Genomic DNA, 20,810 nt, shown 5'->3' on the forward strand with positions numbered 1-20,810 from the left:
ACAGCAGGAGCTTACCGTCCGATGTCCGTGCGCATTTTCGCTGCTCTGGTGCTCTCGGCACTGAGTTTCGGTCTGCAGGCCGAAGCCCTCAACGAAAGCTACGCTTTCGCCCTGCTCGGTGAACCGAAATACGCCACCGACTTCAGCCATTTCGACTACGTCAACCCGGCGGCGCCCAAAGGCGGCGACGTACGGCTGGCGGCCATCGGCACCTACGACAACTTCAACCGTTTCGCTACCCGCGGCGTACCCGGCGAGCGCACGATGGAGCTGTACGATACGCTGTTCACCAACTCCGACGACGAACCCGGCAGCTATTACCCGTTGATTGCCGAATCGGCCCGTTTCCCGGCCGACATGCGCTGGATGGAATTGGATATCAACGCCCGCGCCCGCTTCCAGGACGGCAGCCCGATCACCGCCGCCGACGTGGCCTTTACTTTCAATAAATTCATGACCGAAGGCGTACCGCAGTTTCGCTCCTTTTACAAAGGCGTCACGGTCAAGGCCATTTCCCGGCTGACGGTGCGCATCGAGCTGCCTAAGGCAAATCGCGATCAAATCCTCAGCCTGCTCAGCCTGCGCGTATTGCCGGAAAGCTTCTGGAAAAACCATAAGCTCAACGAACCGCTCAGCACCCCGCCGCTCGCCAGCGGCCCGTACAAAATCGGCGATTACCGCCTCGGCCAGTACATCACCTATCAGCGGGTGCGCGACTACTGGGCCGCCAACCTACCGGTGAATCGCGGCCGCTATAACTTCGACAGCATTCGCTACGATTATTACCTGGACGATAAAGTGGCGCTGGAAGCCTTCAAGGCCGGCGCTTATGATTTCCGCATCGAGCCGTCGCCCAAGAGCTGGGCCACCCAGTATCAGGGCGGTAATTTCGCGCGCAACTACATCATCAAACAGGACGAAACCAATCAGGCGGCACAGAATACCCGCTGGCTGGCGTTTAACCTGCAAAAACCGCTGTTCGCCGATCGTCGGGTACGGGAAGCGATCGGCCTGGCTTTCGACTTCAACTGGATGAACAAAGCGCTGTATTACAACGCCTATCAGCGCGCCGACAGCTATTTCCAAAACACCGCCTACGCCGCCCGCGGCTACCCGGACGCCGCTGAACTGGCCTTGCTGGCGCCACTCAAAGGGCAGATACCGCCAGAGGTGTTTACCAGCATCTACCAACCGCCCTCCTCCGACGGCAGCGGCAACGATCGGCAAAACCTGCTGAAGGCGACCCAACTGCTGAAAGAAGCCGGTTGGGTGGTCAAAAATCAAAAGTTGGTCAATGCCAAAACCGGCCAGCCGTTCACCTTTGAACTGATGCTGCTGAGCGGCAGCAACTTCCAGTACGTGTTGCCGTTTCGCCACAACCTGCAGCGGTTGGGCATCGAGATGCAAATCCGCGAGATTGACGCCTCGCAGTACACCCGCCGCATGCGCGAGCGTGATTTCGACATGATGTCGACGGTGTACATGGCGATGCCGTTCCCCAGCGCCGATCTGCAAATCCTGTGGGATTCGCAGTACATCGACTCCAGCTACAACACGGCCGGCGTCAAGGACCCGGCGGTCGACAGCCTGGTCAGGCAAATCGCTGCCCATCAGGGCGACGAAAAAGCCCTGTTGCCGCTCGGCCGCGCGCTGGACCGGGTGCTGACCTGGAACAACTACATGCTGCCGATGTGGTACTCCAACCACGATCGCTATGCCTATTGGGACAAATTCTCCACGCCGTCGATCCGCCCGGCCTATGCGATTGGCTTCGACAACTGGTGGTACGACGTCAACAAGGCGGCGCGCTTACCGGCTCAGCGGCAATAAGGAGTCGGAATGGCGGCCTATCTGATACGCAGACTGTTATTGGTGATCCCCACGCTGTGGGCGATCATCACCATCAACTTTTTTATCGTGCAAATCGCGCCCGGTGGCCCGGTGGATCAGGCCATCGCCGCCATCGAGCTGGGGCACGGCAGCGGTTTTGGCAGCGGCGGTGTCGGCGAAGGCCTGGGCCATGCCCGGACGGGCATCGCGGCAGGCGACGGCCAATATCGCGGTTCGCGCGGCCTGGATCCGGAGGTGATCGCCGAGATCACCCAACGGTACGGCTTCGACAAACCGCTGCACGAACGCTACTTCACCATGCTGTGGAACTATATGCGCTTCGACTTCGGCGACAGCCTGTTTCGCGGCGCTTCGGTGATGCAACTGATTAGCCAGAGCCTGCCGGTCTCCATCACGCTGGGCCTTTGGAGCACGCTGATCATCTATCTGGTGTCGATCCCGCTCGGCATCCGCAAGGCCGTCCACAACGGCAGCGCATTCGATACCTGGAGCAGCACGCTGATCATCATCGGCTACGCCATTCCGGCTTTCCTGTTCGCTATCCTGATGATCGTGCTGTTCGCCGGCGGCAGCTACCTCGACTGGTTCCCGCTGCGCGGCCTGGTGTCCAGCAACTTCGACACCCTCTCGTGGCCGGCGAAGATCGCCGACTACCTGTGGCACATCACATTGCCGGTGCTGGCGACGGTGCTCGGCGGCTTCGCCACCCTGACCATGCTGACCAAAAACGCGTTCCTTGATGAGATCCGCAAGCAGTACGTCACCACCGCCCGCGCCAAAGGGCTGGACGAAAAAAAGATCCTGTACCGCCACGTGTTCCGCAACGCCATGCTGCTGGTGATCGCCGGTTTTCCGGCCACCTTTATCAGCATGTTCTTTACCGGATCGCTGCTGATTGAGGTGATGTTCTCGCTCAACGGCCTGGGGCTGCTGGGCTACGACGCCACGCTGCAGCGCGACTACCCGGTGATGTTCGGCACGCTGTATATCTTCACCCTGATCGGCCTGCTGTTGAACATCCTCAGCGATGTCACCTACACCCTGGTCGATCCGCGCATTGACTTCGAGGCCCGCCAATGAGCCGCCTTAGCCCGATCAACCAGGCGCGCTGGGCGCGTTTTCGCCGCAATCGCCGCGGCTACTGGTCGCTGTGGATCTTTCTGGTGCTGTTCACCCTGAGCCTGGCCGCCGATCTGATCGCCAACGACAAACCGCTGTTGGTGCGTTATGAAGGCCGGTTATACCTGCCGTTTATGATTAGCTACAGCGAAACCGCCTTCGGCGGCGAACTGAATACCGAAGCCGACTATCAGGATCCGTTCGTCCAGCGGCAGATCGAACGGCACGGCTGGGCGGTCTGGGCGCCGATCCGTTTCAGCTACGACACCATCAACTTCGCCACCGAGGTGCCCTTCCCTTCGCCGCCTTCGCGCCATAACCTGCTGGGCACCGACAGCAACGGCGGCGATGTGCTGGCTCGGGTGCTGTACGGTTTTCGCATCTCGATGCTGTTCGGCCTGGCGTTGACGCTGTTTTCCAGCCTGATCGGCGTGTGCGTCGGCGCGACCCAGGGGTATTACGGCGGGCGTTTCGACCTGTGGGGGCAGCGATTTATCGAAGTGTGGTCGGGCATGCCGACGCTGTTTCTGATCATCCTGTTGTCGAGCATCGTCCAGCCCAATTTCTGGTGGCTGCTCGGCATCACCATCCTGTTCGGCTGGATGAGCCTGGTGGGCGTAGTGCGCGCCGAATTCTTGCGCACCCGCAACTTTGACTACATCCGCGCCGCGCGCGCCATGGGCGTGCCGGATCGCGTGATCATGTCCCGCCATATGCTGCCTAACGCCACGGTGGCGACGCTGACCTTCCTGCCGTTTATCCTTTGCGGCTCGATCACCACCCTGACGTCGCTCGATTTCCTCGGCTTCGGGCTGCCGATAGGCTCGCCGTCGCTCGGCGAATTGCTGCTGCAAGGCAAAAACAATCTGCAGGCGCCGTGGCTCGGTATCACCGCCTTCTTGGTATTGGCAGTGCTGCTGTCGTTATTAATCTTTATCGGCGAAGCGGTGCGCGACGCCTTTGACCCCAGCAAGGCGCATTGATATGGCCACTCCTTTGCTCGCAATTCAAGATCTCAGCATCGCCTTCCGCCAGGGCGATACCATCACGCCGGTGGTCAACGAACTCTCGCTGCAAATCGCGCCGGCGGAAACGCTGGCGCTGGTAGGAGAATCCGGCTCCGGCAAAAGCGTCACCGCCCTGTCGATACTGCGCCTGCTGCCCGCGCCGCCGATGGTTTACCCTGCCGGCGATATCCTGTTCAACGGCGACTCGTTGCTGCATGCGCCGGAAGCGGCGCTGCGCAAGGTGCGCGGCAATCAGATCGCGATGATCTTTCAGGAACCGATGGTGTCGCTTAACCCACTGCACACCATCGAAAAACAGCTGGCGGAAGTGTTGATGCTGCACCGCGGCCTGCGGCGCGAAGCCGCGCGCGCAGAGATCGTCGAGTGCCTGGAACGCGTCGGCATCCGTCAGGCCAAGAGCCGGCTGCAGGATTACCCGCATCAGCTGTCCGGCGGCGAACGCCAGCGGGTGATGATCGCCATGGCGGTGTTGACCCGCCCAAAACTGCTGATCGCCGACGAACCCACCACCGCGCTCGACGTTACTATCCAGGCGCAGATCCTGACGCTGCTGCAAGAACTGAAGCAGGAGATGGGCATGGGGTTGCTGTTTATCACCCATAATCTGAATATCGTGCGCCGCCTGGCGGATAACGTGGCGGTAATGCGTCAGGGGCGCTGCGTAGAGCAAAACGCCCGCACGCAGCTGTTCAGCCGGCCGCAACATCCTTACACGCAGCAGCTGCTGGCCGCCGAGGACGTCGGTGAACCGCTGCCGCTGCCTGCCGCAGCCAACAGGCGCCCCGGCGACGAGCGGCCGCTGCTCAAGGTGGAAGATCTGCAGGTGCGCTTCCCTATTCGACGCGGCCTGCTGCGCCGCACGGTGGATTATCACTATGCGTTGAAGTCATTGAGTTTCGAGCTGCGCGCCGGGGAAAGCGTGGGGCTGGTGGGAGAATCCGGCTCGGGCAAAAGTACCACCGGGCTGGCGCTGCTGCGCCTGCTGGCCTCGCAGGGTGCCATCTGGTTCGACGGCGAACCGCTGCACCCGCTCACGATGAAGCAGATGCTGCCCTACCGCAGCCGAATGCAAATCGTCTTCCAGGATCCCTATTCCGCCCTGAACCCGCGCCTGAACGTGCAGCAGATCATCGCCGAAGGGCTGGAAGTGCACCAGCGGCTTACTGCCGAGCAGCGGGAACAGCGCGTGATCGCGGTGTTGCAGGAGGTCGGGCTGGATCCGCAGCTGCGCCACCGCTATCCCACCGAGTTCTCCGGCGGCCAGCGCCAGCGTATCGCCATCGCGCGCGCACTGATCCTGCAGCCGCAGCTGCTGATCCTCGATGAGCCAACCTCTTCACTGGATAAATCGGTGCAGGCGCAGATCCTGACGCTGCTGAAATCGCTGCAGCAACGCCACCGGCTGGCTTATCTGTTCATCAGCCATGACCTGCAGGTGGTGCGTTCGCTATGCCACCAGGTCATCGTGTTGCGACAGGGAGAAGTGGTTGAACAGGGAGACTGCCGGGCGATTTTCGCGGCGCCCGCCGCCGACTATACCCGTCAACTGCTGCAGTTGGCGGACTAGCGGCGAATTTAGAAAGGGTATTGCGCGCTGAGCGGTTCGGCGATCGCGGCGCCGACGTTTTTCAGGCGGCACATGGTGGCGCTCTCGTCGCTGCGCTGCACGAACAGGCAAGGTTCCCCTTCCCATTCAACAATCGCGCAGTCGACCTGAATCTCCTGCAGCGACAGATTGAGCTGTTGCATGACCTGCCAGGCCTCGGCCCCTTCATGGCTGAGTAACTTCAGACCAATCAGGTTGTTATCTTCGTCTATTCCGTTAAACGGAATCGGTTCGACCTTCACGCCGGTGAAACCAGATAGCCAACGATAACTTTGCGGCAAGCGATGCACTACCGAAAGTTGGATACTCTCCACATGAAATCCCTAGATTGAAAAGGTGAAACACTTTTACCTGACAGGGTTACTAAGTTATAGCCGCTGACTCCCGACTCTGCCGCGCACAAATGTTATTTAAATGTAAATTTTGCCGCTAGCCATTAACCTGACCCCGTGCTTGCCGATGCCGTGCCATTTTTTGGCGCGCCGTGCGGTGTTATTTCACGGCATTTTGCGACTCAGCTCGCATTTTTGCGTTATATGTAACCCTTTCCCGCAGCGATCTCAACTCTTTTTTCTTGCAATGCGACTACTTTTCCGTCGCCATATTTTTACAATGAAGAAACATTTAGCCCGCCACGTTAGCGCAACTGTCTCTTCTAATAGCTTGATTTATATCAATCCTAATACAAACAGCTCACGCTGTTCAGCCGACAGAGCGCCGCGCCTCCCGAGGAATATTAGGCGATGCGGCGGTGGAATTTTTTAACAAAAAACACACAGAGGGGAAAACGGCCAATTAATTAGCTTGCGTATATTTAGCAACAAATTTTTCATTGCCAGTTGCACCCTGAAATGGCAAGGCGCAACCCTAAGGCGATGCGGGGCAAAACGCCCCGAATCGGGAGAACGTCAGGCTGCGCGATCGCGCGGCCGGCTGGCGTAAACATAGAACAGCACCGCCACGATGCTGCACAGCGCCATCGAGGTGACCATGGGCCAGGCGCTTTTGCCCGGCGCCATCGACAGCACCGCTCCCACCAGCGCACCGATGCTGAAGCGCAACGTACCGGCCAAGGAAGAAGCCGTGCCCGCCATATGCGGGAAATCATCCAGGATCACCGCCATGGCGTTGGAGGAGATCATCGCGATGCACCCCAGATAGACCGCAACGCCGATCACCAGCGCCCAGAAACCCAGACCGACAGCGCTCACCGCCAGCAGCCACAGCCCCATCGCCAGCTGTACCAGCAGCCCCAGCTTGAACATCTTGACCGCGCCGAACCGCCGCACGTTGCGGCTGTTAATCAGCGTCGTCAGGAACAGGAACACGATGTTCAGCGCAAAATAGTAGCCGAAGTGTTGCGGCGAAACGTGGTTCAGTTCGATGTAGACGAACGGCCCGGCGCTGAGGAACGAGAACATGCCGGCGAACGAGAAGGCGCTGGCCAGCATGTAGCTCAGCACCCGTTTGTGGCGGAACAGCGAACCGAAATTGCCCAGCGTGGTGCGCAGGTGGAACCGCTGTCGCCGTTCTTTCGGCAGCGTCTCCTTGATGAACAGGGCCACCAGCAGTGAACCGATCAACGCCGCGGCGCCCATGGTCCAGAAGATGGCGTGCCAACTGAACCACAGCAGCAGCGCCCCGCCGATCATCGGCGCCAGCAGCGGCGCGATGGTCATCACCAGAATGACGAACGACATCATGCGCGAGAACTCGTCCTTGGTGAACATGTCGCGCATCAAGGCGTTGATCACTACGCTGGCGGCGGCGGCGGCCAAACCGTGCAGGAAACGCAGCCCGATCAGCTGATCGATCGATTGCGCCATGGCGCAGGCGCAGCCGGCGATGGCGAAGATCAGCGTACCCCACAGGATCACCGGCTTGCGGCCGATGCTGTCCGACATCGGCCCATAGAACAGCTGCCCGAAGGCAAAGCCGAGCATATAGGCGCTGAGCGTCATCTGCACGCTGCCGGACTCGACGCCAAACTGGGCGGCGATCACCGGCATACTGGGCAGGTACATGTCGATGGCCAACGGCATCAACATGGACAACAGGCCCAGAATGAAAATCAAACCGAGATGAGAGGTTCGGTTCTGTTGCACGTTCCACGACTCCTTAATCGGCCGCAATCGATGATCGGTTATCAGTCCTGCAGGTGCGGCGCGCCCACGCTGGCGATCTCTTCTTCGGTCAGTGGGCGGTATTCACCCGGCGCCAGATCGTCATCCAGCACGATGGCGCCGATGCGCTCGCGGTGCAACGCGATCACCCGATTGCCGACGGCAGCGAACATCCGCTTCACCTGGTGGTAGCGCCCTTCGCTGAGGGTCAGGCGCACCACGTGCTCGTCGACCTGCTCCAGCGTCGCCGGCCGCGTCAGATCTTTCTCGTTGTGCAGTTGCACCCCTTCGGCGAAACGCTGCGCGGTGTCTTCCGCCAGCGGGTGCTCCAGCGTCACCAAATAGGTTTTCTCACAGTGGTGGCGTGGCGACGTGACGCGGTGCGACCACTGGCCGTCGTCGGTCATCAGCACCAGCCCGGTGGTGTCGATATCCAACCGTCCTGCGGCGTGCAGCTTGTACGCGACCGGCTCATCGAGGAAGTACAGCACCGTCGGATGATCGGGATCGTCGGTGGAACAGACGTAACCCTGCGGTTTGTTGAGCATGAAATAGCGCGGGCCGTTCTGCTGCTGCAGCGGATTGCCGTCGAACGCCACTTCTTGCTCCGGGGTCAGTTTGACAGCCCCGCTCTTCACCACCTCACCGTCCACGGTGACGCGTTTAGCCCGAAGTTCGCGCGCAACCAGCGCACGGCTAATGCCTAACTGCTGAGATAAAAACTTGTCCAATCGCATGGGATCTGCTTTGCCTGTCGTTGTTATGATCGCATTGATCGTATTGCCAAAATATGACGCCCGCCGTTGCACCGGGTGCAAATGGCAGGTTCAGGGGGGAAATCGCGTGGGGGAACAGCGATTGCTGTCACACGAGTATAGCGGTACAACGCGTTGCCCGACAGGGGTAATTTTCACGCTTCTCGCACCGCGCGCGCGCAGAAGGCATAATAATAGAAATTTTTCGGCCGCCCGGCACGTAAAATGTCACGGTTTCTGTGGGAACAGAGGTGACAAAACCGGTTCCCGGCGGCCCATTCCAACCTACGGCGTTCATTTATGGCCTTTACCCTACGCCCCTACCAACTGGAAGCGGTCGAAGCCACCATCAACCATTTCCGGCGGCACCCCGAACCGGCGCTGATCGTGCTGCCGACCGGTGCCGGCAAAAGCCTGGTGATCGCCGAGCTGGCGAAGCGCGCCCGCGGGCGGGTGCTGGTGCTGGCGCACGTCAAGGAACTGGTGGCGCAAAACCACGCCAAATACTGCGCCTACGGCCTGGAAGCGGATATCTTCGCCGCCGGCCTGCAGCAGAAAGAGAGCGCCGGCAAGGTGGTGTTCGGCAGCGTACAGTCCGTCGCGCGCAACCTGCCGCTGTTCGACGGCGCCTTTTCGCTGCTGATCGTCGATGAATGCCACCGCATCAGCGACGACGACGACAGCCAGTACCAGCAAATCATCCAGCATTTACAGAAAACCAACCCGCAGCTGCGGCTGCTGGGGCTGACCGCCACGCCTTACCGACTGGGCAAGGGCTGGATTTACCAGTATCACTACCATGGCTTCACCCGCGGCGACGGCGCCAGTCTGTTTCGCGACTGCATCTACGAGCTGCCGCTGCGCTACATGATTAAGAACGGCTTCCTGGTGCCGCCTGAGCGGCTGGATATGCCGATCGTGCAATATGACTTCAGCCGGCTGGAGGCCAGGAGCAACGGCCTGTTCAGCGAAGCGGATCTGAACCGCGAGCTGAAGCGGCAAAACCGCGTCACGCCGCACATCATCAGCCAGATCGTGGAGTACGCAGAGGATCGCAAAGGCGTGATGATCTTCGCCGCCACCGTCGAACACGCCCGCGAGATCCACGGCCTGTTGCCGAACGGCGAAGCCGCGCTGGTCAGCGCCGAAACGCCGCCCGCCGAGCGCGATGCGCTGATCGACGCGTTCAAACAGCAGCGGCTGCGCTATCTGGTCAACGTCGCGGTATTGACCACCGGTTTCGACGCGCCGCACGTCGATCTGATCGCGATCCTGCGCCCCACCGAGTCCGTCAGCCTGTACCAGCAGATCGTCGGGCGCGGGCTGCGGCTGGCGCCCGACAAAAAGGATTGCCTGATCCTCGACTACGCCGGCAACCCGCACGATCTGTTCACGCCGGAGGTCGGCGTCAGCAAGCCGCACGGCGACAGCCAGCCGGTGCAGGTGTTCTGCCCGGCCTGCGGCTTCGCCAATCTGTTCTGGGGCAAGTGCACCGAGAACGGCGACATTATCGAGCACTACGGCCGCCGCTGCCAGGGGTGGCTGGAAGACGACGACGGCCACCGCGAACAGTGCGATTACCGCTTCCGGTTCAAGAGCTGCCCGCACTGCGGCGCGGAGAACGACATCGCCGCACGCCGCTGCCATCAGTGTCAGGAGGTGCTGGTCGATCCCGACGACATGCTGAAGGCGGCGCTGAAGCTGAAAGACGCGCTGGTGCTGCGCTGCGGCGGCATGGAGCTGCAGAGCGGCCGCGATGACAAGGGCGAATGGCTGAAGGCCACCTATTACGACGAGGACGGCACCAGCACCAGCGAGCGTTTCCGCCTGCAGACGCCGGCGCAGCGCAAAGCGTTCGAGATGCTGTTCCTGCGCCCGCACCAGCGCGCACCGGGCGTGCCGTTCGCCTGGCACACCGCCGCCGACGTGCTGGCGCAACAGCAGGCGCTGCGCCATCCGGATTTCGTGGTGGCGCGCAAACGCGGGCAGTTTTGGCAGGTGCGCGAGAAAGTGTTCGATTATCAAGGCCGTTTCCGCCGCGCCAATCAATTGACCTGAGCGAACGGTCCTCAATCTGGACAGGTTTTCGTTGCCCTGCAGGCGGCTTTCCGTTAAAATGCCGCGCGCTTTACCTGGGCCTGCCCGGCGTTAAAGCGGATTTCCGAACTTGCTACTTGGGTCGCCTGTAGCAGGGTAAATTTTCTTTTAAGAGAAAAAACAATGTTCACTATCAATGCAGAAGTACGTAAAGACCAGGGTAAAGGTGCGAGCCGCCGCCTGCGTGCAGCAAACAAATTCCCAGCTATCGTTTACGGTGGCAAAGAAGCTGCAGTTTCCATCGAATTGGACCATGATTCTGTTAAGAACATGGAAGCTAAACCAGAATTCTACAGCGAAGCAGTAACTCTGGTTATCGACGGTAAAGAAACCAAAGTTAAGGTTCAGGCTGTACAGCGTCACCCGTTCAAGCCAAAACTGGCTCACATCGACTTCGTTCGCGTTTAATCGCTACGTTTTCGAACCTTTCGGGACGCCGAAATAAAGAACGCCGCAATTGCGGCGTTTTTTATTGTCTGCGATTCGGCGCGCTTACTTGCCGCTGCCGGTCCGGCGCTGCAGCTGATCGCGCAGGTTCGGCGGCGTGCCTCTGATGGTCAGCGTGTCAGTGGCCGCATCCCAGAAAATGCGTTCGCCCAGCAGCATGGCGTCGAAGTTCAGGCTGATGCCGCCGCCGCTGCCGGCAAATTTGGTCAGTTGGCGCAGCGTGCCGCGATCCGCCGGGAAGCTCTCCTCCAGCTCATACCCTTGCTCGCTGGAGAACTGCATGAAGTCTTTCTCGCCGAGCGGCGACAGCTCCTGCGACAAGGCCTGCAGTTCAATCTCTTCGCCGGCCTGCAGCTGTTCGTTGCAGTAGCTGTACACCTGCTGGCGCACCGACTGGCGCTCGTTCTTGTCCAGCTGCGCATCGGCGCAGTAGTCGTCTACCGCCTGCAGCAGCCCGCGGTTTTGCGCCTTGGTGTCCAACCCTTCGGACGCCGCCAGGAAATCCATGAAGAAGTCGGCGACCTTACGGCCTACGCGCCCGCGCAGGAAGGTCAGATAGCGGGTCGATTCCGGGTTGGTTTCCCATTCGGTCAGATCGATGCGCGCGACGATATCGGCGTTGTTGATGTCCAGATAGTGCGTGGTGTTGATATCCAGCTCTTCGTTGACGCGCATGCTGTTACGGCTGTTCAGCACCGCGATCAGCAGGTACTCCACCGCCAGATAACGGTATTGGCCGAACAGCACCACGCCGCCTTCGGCAAACGGATACTTCGCCAGTTCGTCGCGCAGGCGGCCGGTCGCCGCGCGGCTGAAGGCCAGAAAGTCCTTATCGTCCTTGCGGCAGGTGCGCAGCGCTTCCGCCAGCTCGCTACCTTCGTTGAACAGGCCTAAGGCCTTGCTCTTGGCGCTGTAGACGCGATGCAGTTCCGTCATCATTTCTTCCACCGCCGCGTTGGTAGGAAGCAAGGAATCGCGCAGCACCACGTCCAGCGTTTGCTCGTCGCGTTTCACCAACTGATGCAAAGCGATCTGGTCGATATCCAGACTCATGGTAAATCCTCCTGTTCTTTAGGCGCGTATTCAAACACTGAAGGCCCCGACCTGCAATACTAAAAACCGCGGCAAACCGGAAAGGCGCTGCGAGGAGCAGCCCCGCCACGGGCGCCCCCTTCCCCAAATGACAGGAAGTGATAAAAGAGCGGAAAATCACTGCCCTATACGGTAAGATAGGGCACTTTGCAGATTACTAAGCGCAATTTTATGCCACAATCATCCCGTTACAGTGACGAACACGTTGAACAACTGCTCTCAGAGCTGGTCAATGTTCTGGAAAAACACCATACCCCCACCGATCTTTCCCTGATGGTGCTGGGCAACATGGTCACTAATTTGATCAACACCAGCGTTGCCCCCGCGCAGCGGAAAACCCTGGCAAGATCGTTCGCGGAAGCCCTGCAGGCTTCTGTCCGTGAAGACAAAGCACATTAATATTGACTTATGGTGACAAACCGTCAGCGTTATCGTGAAAAAGTCTCCCAGATGATCAGCTGGGGGCACTGGTTCGCCTTATTCAACATCCTGCTCGCCCTTGGGCTGGGCAGCCGCTACCTGTTTGTTACCGACTGGCCCGCATCCCTGCTGGGCCGGGTCTATGCCTTTGTCAGCCTGCTGGGACATTTCAGCTTTATCGTGTTCGCCGGCTATTTGCTGGTGATCTTCCCGCTCACCTTCGTGGTGATGTCGCAGCGGCTGCTGCGATTTATTTCCGCCGCGCTGGCCACTATCGGGCTCACGCTGTTGCTGGTCGACAGCGAAGTGTTCTCCCATTTCCACCTGCACCTCAATCCGGTGGTGTGGGATCTGGTGGTCAACCCGGACCAGAGTGAGCTGTCGCGCGACTGGCAGCTGATGTTTATCTGCGTGCCCGTGATCTTCCTGGTGGAGATGTTGTTCGGCACTTGGAGCTGGCAGAAGCTGCGCAGCCTGAACCGCCGCCGCTTCGGCAAACCGCTGGCGGCGCTGTTTATCAGCGCCTTTTTCGCGTCGCACCTGATTTACATTTGGGCTGACGCCAACTTCTATCGCCCGATCACCATGCAGCGAGCCAATCTGCCGCTCTCGTACCCGATGACCGCGCGCAAGTTCCTCGAAAAACACGGCCTGCTCGACCAGCAAGAGTATGAGCGCCGCCTGATGCAACAGGGCAACCCGGAAGCGGTGGCGGTGGAGTATCCGCTCAGCGATCTCAGCTACGGCGATAAAGGCAGCGGCTATAACCTGCTGATGATCGTGGTGGACGGCATTCGCGCCAAAGACGTGGCGCAGGACATGCCGGCGCTGACGCGCTTCGCCCAGGAAAACGTGCGCTTCAGCGATCACTACAGCTCGGGTAATCATGCCGACACCGGGCTGTTCGGCCTGTTCTACGGCATTTCTCCGACCTATCTGGACAGCGTGCTCGCCGGCCGCAAGCCGTCGGCGCTGCTCAACGCGCTCGGCGATCAGGGCTACCAACTGGGGCTGTTCTCTTCCGACGGTTTCAACGCCAGCCTGTACCGCCAGGCCCTGTTGACCGACTTCTCGCTGCCGACGCCGGCGCCGCAAAGCGACGCGCAAACCACGCAGCAATGGCAGCGCTGGCTGACGGATCAGGGCGGCAAAGAGCCGTGGTTCTCCTATATCAACTTCAGCGGCGCCGAGCCGGCCGAAGGCGACAAAAACCCGGCGCCGGCCGATTTTATCCAACGCTATCGCACCGGCGCGCAAGACGTGGATGCCCAGATAGCCCAGGTGCTGGATACCCTGAAACAGCGTGGCCTGCTGGACAAAACCGTGGTGGTGATCACCGCCGAATACGGCGTCGAATTCAACGACAGCGGCAAAGGCCAATGGGGCGCCGGCACTGCCTTCAACCAGGCGCAACTGCAGGTGCCATTGGTGATCCACTGGCCGGGCACCCCGGCGCAGACCATCAGCAAGCTGACCGGCCATAACGACGTGATGCGCACCTTGATGCAACGGTTGCTGCACGTGAAAACCGCGCCGAAAGACTATTCGCAGGGCGAAGATCTGTTCACCGCCCAGCGCCGCAACGACTGGATCGCCACCGGCGATGGCAATCAGCTGGTGATTACCACGCCAACGCAAACGCTGATGCTGGACAACAGCGGTAACTATCGCGTCTACGATCAGAACGGCGATGAAATAAAAGACGAGAAACCGCAGCTTGCTCTGCTGCTGCAGGTGCTGACCGATGTAAAACGCTTTATCGCCAACTAACTGCTTAAAACTAAAGCAATCAAGTGGCGAGGCGCTTGCATTAACATCGGGAATCGGTAGTATGATTTTTCATAGCGTCGGCATGTAGCGCAGCCTGGTAGCGCACCGTCATGGGGTGTCGGGGGTCGGAGGTTCGAATCCTCTCATGCCGACCAAATTTAAGAAAACCTGCTGTTACAGCAGGTTTTTTTTCGTCTGCACGTCGAGAGGATGAGAATCTCCGAAGGAGGTTTGAGCCGAACGTAGTGAGACCACGTTGCTTTAGCAACGGCCCGCAGGGCAAGCATCGAAGATGCGCATAATCCTCTCATGCCGACCAAATTTAAGAAAACCTGCTGTTACAGCAGGTTTTTTTTCGTCTGCATATTGAGAGGATTAGGCCGCACCGGTTTGGCCCATGCGCTAGCGGAGGTCTGGGCAGGGCCTCTCTTTCAGCGCAGCTGCAGGCAGTTTTCTTCTTTCCAGCCGTACAGCCATTCCATTCCGCGATAAAATTCCGCCTGAGATTTGCCTTTCCATAACAGATTACGCACCTGGCGCTCAACGCCTGCGGCGTGATAAACACGGCCCATCTCACGGGTTGACCAGACGATGCGCGCCGTGCGTGGAATACGTACCGACTCGTACAGGGCAAGCGCTTTTGCCGCATCCCCTCCATGCTCTTTCAGCGCTTTACCCAGCGTTACCGCATCCTCCAGCGCCATGCAGGCTCCCTGCGCCATATACTGTGCCACCGGGTGCGCTGCGTCTCCCACCAGCGTGATACGGTCGTTGCCCCATTTCTCCACCGGTTCACGATCGGCGGTTGACCAGCGGCGCCACGAGGTCGGCTTATCCAGCATCTGGCGCGGACGCGGGTGAATACCGGAAAAATAGGAAAGCACCTCCTCTTTACTGCCCTCCTTCACACCCCATTCCTCCTGCTGACGGCTATGGAACGTCACCACCAGGTTATACTGCTTCCCGCCGCGCAGCGGGTAATGCACCAGATGGCAGTGCGGCCCCGCCCACAGTACCGGCGCGTTAATGCGTAAATCCTCCGGCATCTCATCGCAATTAATCACGGCGCGATAAACCACATGTCCGGTCACCCGCGGCGCATCGCCCAGCAGGTACTGCCGCACCACCGACCTCACGCCATCGCAGCCGATAAGAATATCCGCCGTCCAGCGATTACCCTGCTCATCAAATACCGTCACATCGTCCACCGTTTGGCTGATACCCGCCACCTGCGTTGAGGTACGGTATTCCACATCCGGATGGGTCAATACCGCTTCCCAAACAGAGGCGTGGATATCCGCCCGATGGATAACCGCATAGGGACCGCCAAAGTGATCGCGAAATGCTTGCCCGGTCTCAATATGCACCACCTCCTGGGCATTGACCGCATCCATCAGGGTAATGTGATCGGTAAAGACGGCGCGCTGACGCGCTACGCCGCCCACACCCAGGCTATCCAGCGCGGAAAAGGCGTTGGGGCCGAGCTGAATACCCGCCCCAATCTCACCAATCTCGTGCGCCTTTTCCAACAACATCACTTTAATGCCCTGGCGAGCCAGCGAGAGCGCAGTCGCTGCGCCGCCAATGCCTCCCCCGACGATAATTGCGCGCATCACTTTAGCCATTGTTTTCCTCCTTTCGGGCTCAGGCTGAGATTTTGTCTTGTTGGTTTTCGGGCGCCGCGGCGATAAACGCCGGGAGCTGAGTACAGGCGTCGTAAACCGCCTTACAGCGCGGATACCCGCTCAGATCGCACCCCATCCGCAGGGCATTCGCCCACTGAGGGATCAGGCAGCAATCCGCCAACGTCGGGGTATCGCCAACGCAGAAGGGTCCTGGCGGCCTCTGGAGCAACAGCTGTTCTACGGCGCTCAGCCCTTGGCGGATCCAGTGCGCATACCAGCGTTTTTTCTCTTCCTCACTCACCTTCAGCTCTTCACTCAGGTAGCGTAAAACCCGCAGGTTATTTACCGGATGAATATCGCAGGCAATAACATAAACGATTTCCAGTATCCGGCTGCGCGCCGGGTCGGCCGTCGGTAACAGCGGCGACTGAGGAAAATGGCGATCCAGCCAGTCAATAATCGCCAGCGACTGGCTGAGAGACTCACCGTCGTCCGTGAGCAGCGTCGGCACCAGCCCGACCGGGTTCATTCGCCGATATGCCAGCTCATTCTGCTGCCCGATGCGAATATTGACCCCCACCGTCTGGTAATGGAGGCCTTTCAGCGCCAGCGCAATGCGCACGCGGTAGGACGCTGAGCTATTAAAGAAACTGTACAGCTTCATCATTCACCTCTGAATCGGCTCAGACAATCTTCACGGCGATCGGGGTTAGCCCCTCTACATTGCCGGTAATCACATCGCCTTTCACCACCGCGCCCACCCCCTCCGGCGTCCCGGTAAAAATCAGATCGCCGGGCTGCAGCTCAAAAAAGCCGGACAGATAGCTGATGGTTTCATTCACCGACCAGATCAGATGGCGGATGTCGCTGCGCTGGCGATCGCTGCCGTTGACCTGCAGCCAGATAGGCGCGTTGTTCACGTCGGCGCTGTCGCCGGCTTTATGCAATGGCGCGATGGGCGCAGAAAGATCGAACGACTTGCCGATTTCCCATGGGCGCCCCATCTGACGCATGTCCATCTGCCGATCGCGGCGGGTCATGTCCAGGCCTGTGGCATATCCCCAAATGTATTCATGCGCCTTTTCCAGCGGAATATCGCTCCCCCGTTTGCCAATCGCCACCACCAGTTCGATTTCGTAGTGATAGTTGTCGGTTTGCGACGGATACGGCAACGCCAGCGTTTCTCCGGCCGCCACCGGCACCACCGCATCGGCAGGCTTGCAGAAGAAAAACGGTGGCTCACGATCCGGGTCAAAGCCCATTTCGCGGGCATGCGCAGCATAGTTACGCCCGACGCAGTAGACACGGCGCACGGGAAACTGTTTATCACTCCCCACAACAGGAACCGTCACGGGGGCTTGCGGTGCAAATACGTATTGCGTCATTTTGTCTCTCCCAAATTAATAACGTGCTTCGCGGAACAGTCCCAGGGCTTCCTGAACCGGCCTGTCCGAGAAACTGAATAACACGGTGTCTTCGTCCGCCTGAAACGACACGTCGAACCAGGTCGGCGCCACGAAGATATCTTTTGCCGAAAAGTGAAGGGTTTCGCTGCCGATGCTGACCTGGCCGCGCCCTTCCACCACGTGGTAAATGGTGCTATCCGTGGTGCGCGCCTTCCGTGAGGAAAAGCCTTTCGGCAGCAGCTGCAGGAAGGCGCCCATCGAGGGCATGGGATAGCCGCCGGTCACCGGGTTGGCGTAGCGCATCTTGTAGCCGTCCCACTCGTCGGCGTCCCCCATGCGGGTGAGGTCGTGCAGCGCTTCCCGGCTGCGATCGTAGCGGTAGTTGAAAATGGGCGATGAGTTGCCTTTCTGATGGCGCAGCGGCAGCATATTGGCCGCATAGCGCGGTAAATAATCCCCCTCCTGGCGCGTCACGGGCTGCTGCTCTTGCGGATAGTCTTCCGCGAAACCGCAACCCAGCAGGTTCACCAGCGGCAGATCCAGCCCGTCCAGCCATACCACCGGCTCCTCGCCGGGATTACCGTGATCGTGCCAGCGCCACTGCGGCGTCAAAATGAAGTCGCCTTCATGCATTTGCGTACGTTCACCGTCAACGGCGGTAAATGCCCCTTTCCCCTCGACGATAAAACGCAATGCCGACTGATTATGGCGATGGCTCGGCGCGACTTCGCCCGGCATGATCAACTGCAATCCGGCATACAGCGTCGGGGTGATGGAGGACTGTCCGCGCAGCATCGGGTTTTCCAGCACCAGCACGCGGCGAACCGCCTCTTTGGCGCCAATCAACTCGCCGCTGGCCAGCAGGTGCGGGCGAATCGCCTGATAGTTCCAGTAAGCCGGAGCGCAGTTTGCATTCGGCGTTTGCGGCACCAAATGGTGCAGCGACTCCCACAATGGGGTCAGGTTCTGCCCGGAAATATGCCGGTAGAACTGCTGGCGGCTGGGATTAACATCCTGATTGCGTTCAGGCATAGGGATTCTCCTTTTCATTCACGACGCTGCGCGAGGCAACGTATCAGGGGCTGGGGCAGACTGGCGAACGACAGCCGTCAGCAGCATTAACATCACCGTACTGATCGCCGCCGGCACGGCAATAATGAAAAATAGCGTATCGAATGAGAAATTCATCGCCATCATCACGCCGCCGGCAAGCGAGCCGACAATCGCGCCGCAGCGGCCAATGGCATTGGACCAGCTGACGCCGGTCGCCCGGCTTTGTGTCGGATAGAGCGTGGCGGTCAAGGCATTCAGCCCAACCTGCGAACCGCTGATGCCGATGCCGGTGCCGAAGATGGCCAGCGCCATCAGCCACAGGCCGTTCTCGCTCAGACCAATCATGACGATACACGCGGCGCCCAGGGCGTAGCTCGCCGCTAACACCCGGAAGGGATTGTATTTGTCCATCAACGCGCCCAGCCCCAGCGCCCCCAGCGTTCCGCCCATCTGGAAAGCGGCGGTCACCCAAGAGGCATGCTGCAGATCTATACCGCGATGGTTAAGCAGCGTCGGCATCCAACTGGAGAGCAGATAGATAATCAACAGGCTCATAAAAAAAACCGCCCAGAGCATGAGAGTAATGCGCAGCTGGCGGCCGGCAAACAGCGGGCTGATGCTCCCTTTGGCCGCCGTAGCGGCTTCGTTGAGGTAAAAATGGGTCTCTTCATCGCACTCTCGGGTGATGCCGCTGACCGTTTTGGCAATCACCTTGCGCGGCAGTTGGCGGCGGACCTGCCAGCGCGGGGATTCCGGCAGGGCAAACAGCAGCACCACAAAGAGCATCAGCGGCAAAACGCCTCCTAGCACCAAAATGCCGTGCCACCCCATCACCGGCACCAGTTGGGCGCTGACGATCCCGCCCAGGGCTGAACCGAGCGTGAAACCGCAGAACATCAGCGTGACCAGCGCACCACGGCGGCGAGCAGGCAGATATTCAGAGGTCATCGTGATGGTGTTCGGCATCGCGCCCCCCAACCCCAGGCCGGTGAGAAAACGTAAAATGACCAGCGTTGGCATATCGGGGGAGAAGGCCGAAATCAGGCTCAGCGTGCCAAACAGCGCCACGCAAAGTTCGATGACGCGCTTGCGGCCAAAGCGGTCAGAAAGCGGGCCGCAAAGCAGTGCGCCCGCCGTCAACCCCAGCAGCCCCGCGCCAAACAGCGGTGCCAGTTCGCCGGCGGTCAGTTGCCATTGGGTACGGATGTCGGGTGCGATGAAACCAATGGCGGCGGTGTCAAAACCATCGAACATCACCACCAAAAAGCAGCAGATGATAACGCGCCACTGCGTCTTACCGATGGGAGCAGCATCGATCAGTGCTTGTAAATCACGCCGTTGAGTCATAGTGAGCGCCTCGGTGCAGGTAGGGAGATGTCTGTCTTGTTTTAGGTATGTTACGAATTTGTATCCTTAGCGATAAAATGTACAATGGCTTTTCAGGCAGAGACATAACCGGAGGGTTATAGCAAATGGCGAACTGGGCGCAGAAAATGAAACTTCACCATCTGCAAATGTTGGTGGCGTTGGGTGAGCAGGGAAATCTGACCCACGTTGCCCGGATGATGAACATCTCCCAACCCGCTCTGTCAAAATGGTTATCACAGCTCGAAGATGAGATTGGGATCACGCTGTTTGAGCGGCATAGCAAAGGGCTGCGCCCCTCCGAGGGGGGGAAACTGCTGCTTCAGCATGCGCAGCGCTTGGTCAACGATCTCGAGCGTTCGCAGTCTGAAATCGCCCGCTTTAAGCAAGGCGGGCTGGTGGGAAGCCTGAAAATCGGCTGTTCGCCGGTCGCCACCGACTGCGTTTCGCAGGCCATATTGAGCCTGCTGCAGGAAATGCCAACGCTGCATCTCAATATTGAGGAAAAGGTGATGACCCCGCTGCTGCACGATCTGATCGCGGGCGCGGTGGACGTCGTCGTGGGCCGCGTTGGCGGGCGGGCGCTGCAACTGCCGCTCAACTATCAAGTGCTCTACACCGAACCGGTATGCTTTGTTGCCCGCCCTCACCATCCGCTGGCGGAATCCGCCTCCCTCAGCTGGCGCGATCTCACCCACTGGCGCTGGATTGTCTGGCCGACCGGCACGCCCATCCGCCTCAGCATTGATAATGCGCTGGCGGATAACGGCGTGATGCTGCCCGAAAACACGGTTGAATCGGCATCCATGAACGTCAGTACCAACCTGCTGCAAAGCAGCGATATGATCTCCATTCTTTCCCTACGGCTGGCGCAGCGTTATGCCAGCCAGGGGCAGCTGGCGATCCTGAATCTGCCGAAGATAGAGCAGAAAGGCAGCGTGGGCGTCTTCTGGCGCAACAGCGAACCGCCTTTTACCGCGCTGAGCCGCTTTTTGCAGCTGCTGACGCAGGCTTAACACCCCCACCTGCAGCCACAGCAGATTTACGGCTGCG

Annotated in this window: 18 protein-coding genes, 1 tRNA gene and 1 other RNA gene; 11 read left to right on the plus strand and 9 right to left on the minus strand. The window is 59.6% G+C overall.

Translation table 11 applies throughout. The annotated features are described in order from the left end of the window. Positions 1-21 precede the first annotated feature (21 nt). The 4 genes from FOT55_RS22285 to yejF are packed head-to-tail and all read left to right on the plus strand — an operon-like array spanning position 22 to position 5,565. Positions 22-1,830: an extracellular solute-binding protein gene (locus FOT55_RS22285; protein ID WP_147824036.1), complete on the plus strand. Its 1,809-nt coding sequence runs from the start codon at positions 22-24 to the stop codon at positions 1,828-1,830. Between the two features lie 9 nt (positions 1,831-1,839). Next, complete coding sequence (locus FOT55_RS22290) at positions 1,840-2,931, plus strand: microcin C ABC transporter permease YejB (RefSeq protein WP_147824037.1); 1,092 nt, start codon at positions 1,840-1,842, stop codon at positions 2,929-2,931. Further along, complete coding sequence (locus FOT55_RS22295; protein WP_025303557.1) at positions 2,928-3,953, plus strand: ABC transporter permease; 1,026 nt, start codon at positions 2,928-2,930, stop codon at positions 3,951-3,953. Before FOT55_RS22290 ends, FOT55_RS22295 begins: the two co-directional genes overlap by 4 nt. A 1-nt stretch (position 3,954) precedes the next feature. Further along, positions 3,955-5,565, plus strand: coding sequence for a microcin C ABC transporter ATP-binding protein YejF (gene yejF / locus FOT55_RS22300; RefSeq protein WP_147824038.1), 1,611 nt, complete (start codon positions 3,955-3,957; stop codon positions 5,563-5,565). An 8-nt stretch (positions 5,566-5,573) separates the two neighbouring features. Here yejF and FOT55_RS22305 read toward each other — a convergent pair whose 3' ends face one another. The 3 genes from FOT55_RS22305 to rsuA form a co-directional block, all read right to left on the minus strand. Next, on the minus strand, positions 5,574-5,918 hold the full coding sequence (locus FOT55_RS22305; RefSeq protein WP_004935763.1) for a YejG family protein: 345 nt from the start codon (positions 5,916-5,918) through the stop codon (positions 5,574-5,576). 594 nt (positions 5,919-6,512) lie between these two features. Further along, positions 6,513-7,709: a Bcr/CflA family multidrug efflux MFS transporter gene (locus tag FOT55_RS22310; protein ID WP_025303559.1), complete on the minus strand. Its 1,197-nt coding sequence runs from the start codon at positions 7,707-7,709 to the stop codon at positions 6,513-6,515. Positions 7,710-7,750: 41 nt separating this feature from the next. Beyond that, entirely contained in the window at positions 7,751-8,464 is a 714-nt protein-coding gene (gene rsuA, locus FOT55_RS22315; RefSeq protein WP_147824039.1) for a 16S rRNA pseudouridine(516) synthase RsuA, read from the minus strand. A 318-nt stretch (positions 8,465-8,782) separates the two neighbouring features. Between rsuA and FOT55_RS22320 the strand changes: the two genes are divergently transcribed. After that, a complete protein-coding gene (locus tag FOT55_RS22320) occupies positions 8,783-10,540 on the plus strand; it encodes a DEAD/DEAH box helicase (RefSeq protein WP_060433649.1) in 1,758 nt (585 codons plus the stop codon). 162 nt (positions 10,541-10,702) lie between these two features. Continuing rightward, the gene (gene rplY / locus FOT55_RS22325; protein WP_004935776.1) at positions 10,703-10,987 is read left to right on the plus strand and encodes a 50S ribosomal protein L25; all 285 of its coding nucleotides are present in this window, start codon (positions 10,703-10,705) and stop codon (positions 10,985-10,987) included. An 84-nt stretch (positions 10,988-11,071) separates the two neighbouring features. Here the strand turns inward: rplY and yejK are convergent, their stop codons facing one another. After that, positions 11,072-12,079 carry a nucleoid-associated protein YejK gene (gene yejK, locus FOT55_RS22330; RefSeq protein WP_025303563.1) on the minus strand — a complete coding sequence of 336 codons (1,008 nt, stop codon included), beginning with the start codon at positions 12,077-12,079 and terminating at the stop codon, positions 11,072-11,074. A 210-nt stretch (positions 12,080-12,289) separates the two neighbouring features. Here yejK and FOT55_RS22335 point away from each other — a divergent pair, with 210 nt between their 5' ends. The 4 genes from FOT55_RS22335 to FOT55_RS22350 all read left to right on the plus strand — a co-directional run bounded on the left by FOT55_RS22335 (position 12,290) and on the right by FOT55_RS22350 (position 14,627). Then, complete coding sequence (locus FOT55_RS22335; RefSeq protein WP_004935782.1) at positions 12,290-12,517, plus strand: YejL family protein; 228 nt, start codon at positions 12,290-12,292, stop codon at positions 12,515-12,517. Between the two features lie 9 nt (positions 12,518-12,526). Continuing rightward, complete coding sequence (gene yejM / locus FOT55_RS22340) at positions 12,527-14,308, plus strand: LPS biosynthesis-modulating metalloenzyme YejM (RefSeq protein ID WP_147824040.1); 1,782 nt, start codon at positions 12,527-12,529, stop codon at positions 14,306-14,308. A gap of 78 nt (positions 14,309-14,386) precedes the next feature. Then, positions 14,387-14,463, plus strand: a tRNA-Pro gene (locus tag FOT55_RS22345). Between the two features lie 34 nt (positions 14,464-14,497). Then, positions 14,498-14,627: non-coding RNA, RtT sRNA (locus FOT55_RS22350), on the plus strand. 112 nt (positions 14,628-14,739) lie between these two features. On the opposite strand, the gene FOT55_RS22355 is transcribed toward FOT55_RS22350, so the two are convergent. The 5 genes from FOT55_RS22355 to mhbT are packed head-to-tail and all read right to left on the minus strand — an operon-like array spanning position 14,740 to position 19,739. Then, positions 14,740-15,933: a 3-hydroxybenzoate 6-monooxygenase gene (locus tag FOT55_RS22355; protein ID WP_147824041.1), complete on the minus strand. Its 1,194-nt coding sequence runs from the start codon at positions 15,931-15,933 to the stop codon at positions 14,740-14,742. Positions 15,934-15,952: 19 nt separating this feature from the next. Next, positions 15,953-16,597 carry a maleylacetoacetate isomerase gene (gene maiA / locus FOT55_RS22360; protein WP_060433915.1) on the minus strand — a complete coding sequence of 215 codons (645 nt, stop codon included), beginning with the start codon at positions 16,595-16,597 and terminating at the stop codon, positions 15,953-15,955. A 19-nt stretch (positions 16,598-16,616) separates the two neighbouring features. Next, a complete protein-coding gene (locus FOT55_RS22365; RefSeq protein WP_025303616.1) occupies positions 16,617-17,318 on the minus strand; it encodes a fumarylacetoacetate hydrolase family protein in 702 nt (233 codons plus the stop codon). A 15-nt stretch (positions 17,319-17,333) separates the two neighbouring features. Beyond that, entirely contained in the window at positions 17,334-18,371 is a 1,038-nt protein-coding gene (gtdA, locus tag FOT55_RS22370) for a gentisate 1,2-dioxygenase (RefSeq protein WP_049208494.1), read from the minus strand. Positions 18,372-18,389: 18 nt separating this feature from the next. Further along, the gene (gene mhbT / locus FOT55_RS22375; RefSeq protein ID WP_025303618.1) at positions 18,390-19,739 is read right to left on the minus strand and encodes a 3-hydroxybenzoate transporter MhbT; all 1,350 of its coding nucleotides are present in this window, start codon (positions 19,737-19,739) and stop codon (positions 18,390-18,392) included. A 125-nt stretch (positions 19,740-19,864) separates the two neighbouring features. On the opposite strand from mhbT, the gene FOT55_RS22380 reads away from it, so the two are divergent. Then, positions 19,865-20,773 (plus strand): LysR family transcriptional regulator, encoded by a 909-nt coding sequence (locus FOT55_RS22380; RefSeq protein ID WP_147824042.1) that lies wholly within the window; start codon positions 19,865-19,867, stop codon positions 20,771-20,773. The last annotated feature ends 37 nt before the right edge of the window (positions 20,774-20,810 follow it).

The sequence above is a fragment of the Serratia bockelmannii genome (genome assembly GCF_008011855.1).
GTDB classification, from domain to species: domain Bacteria; phylum Pseudomonadota; class Gammaproteobacteria; order Enterobacterales; family Enterobacteriaceae; genus Serratia; species Serratia bockelmannii.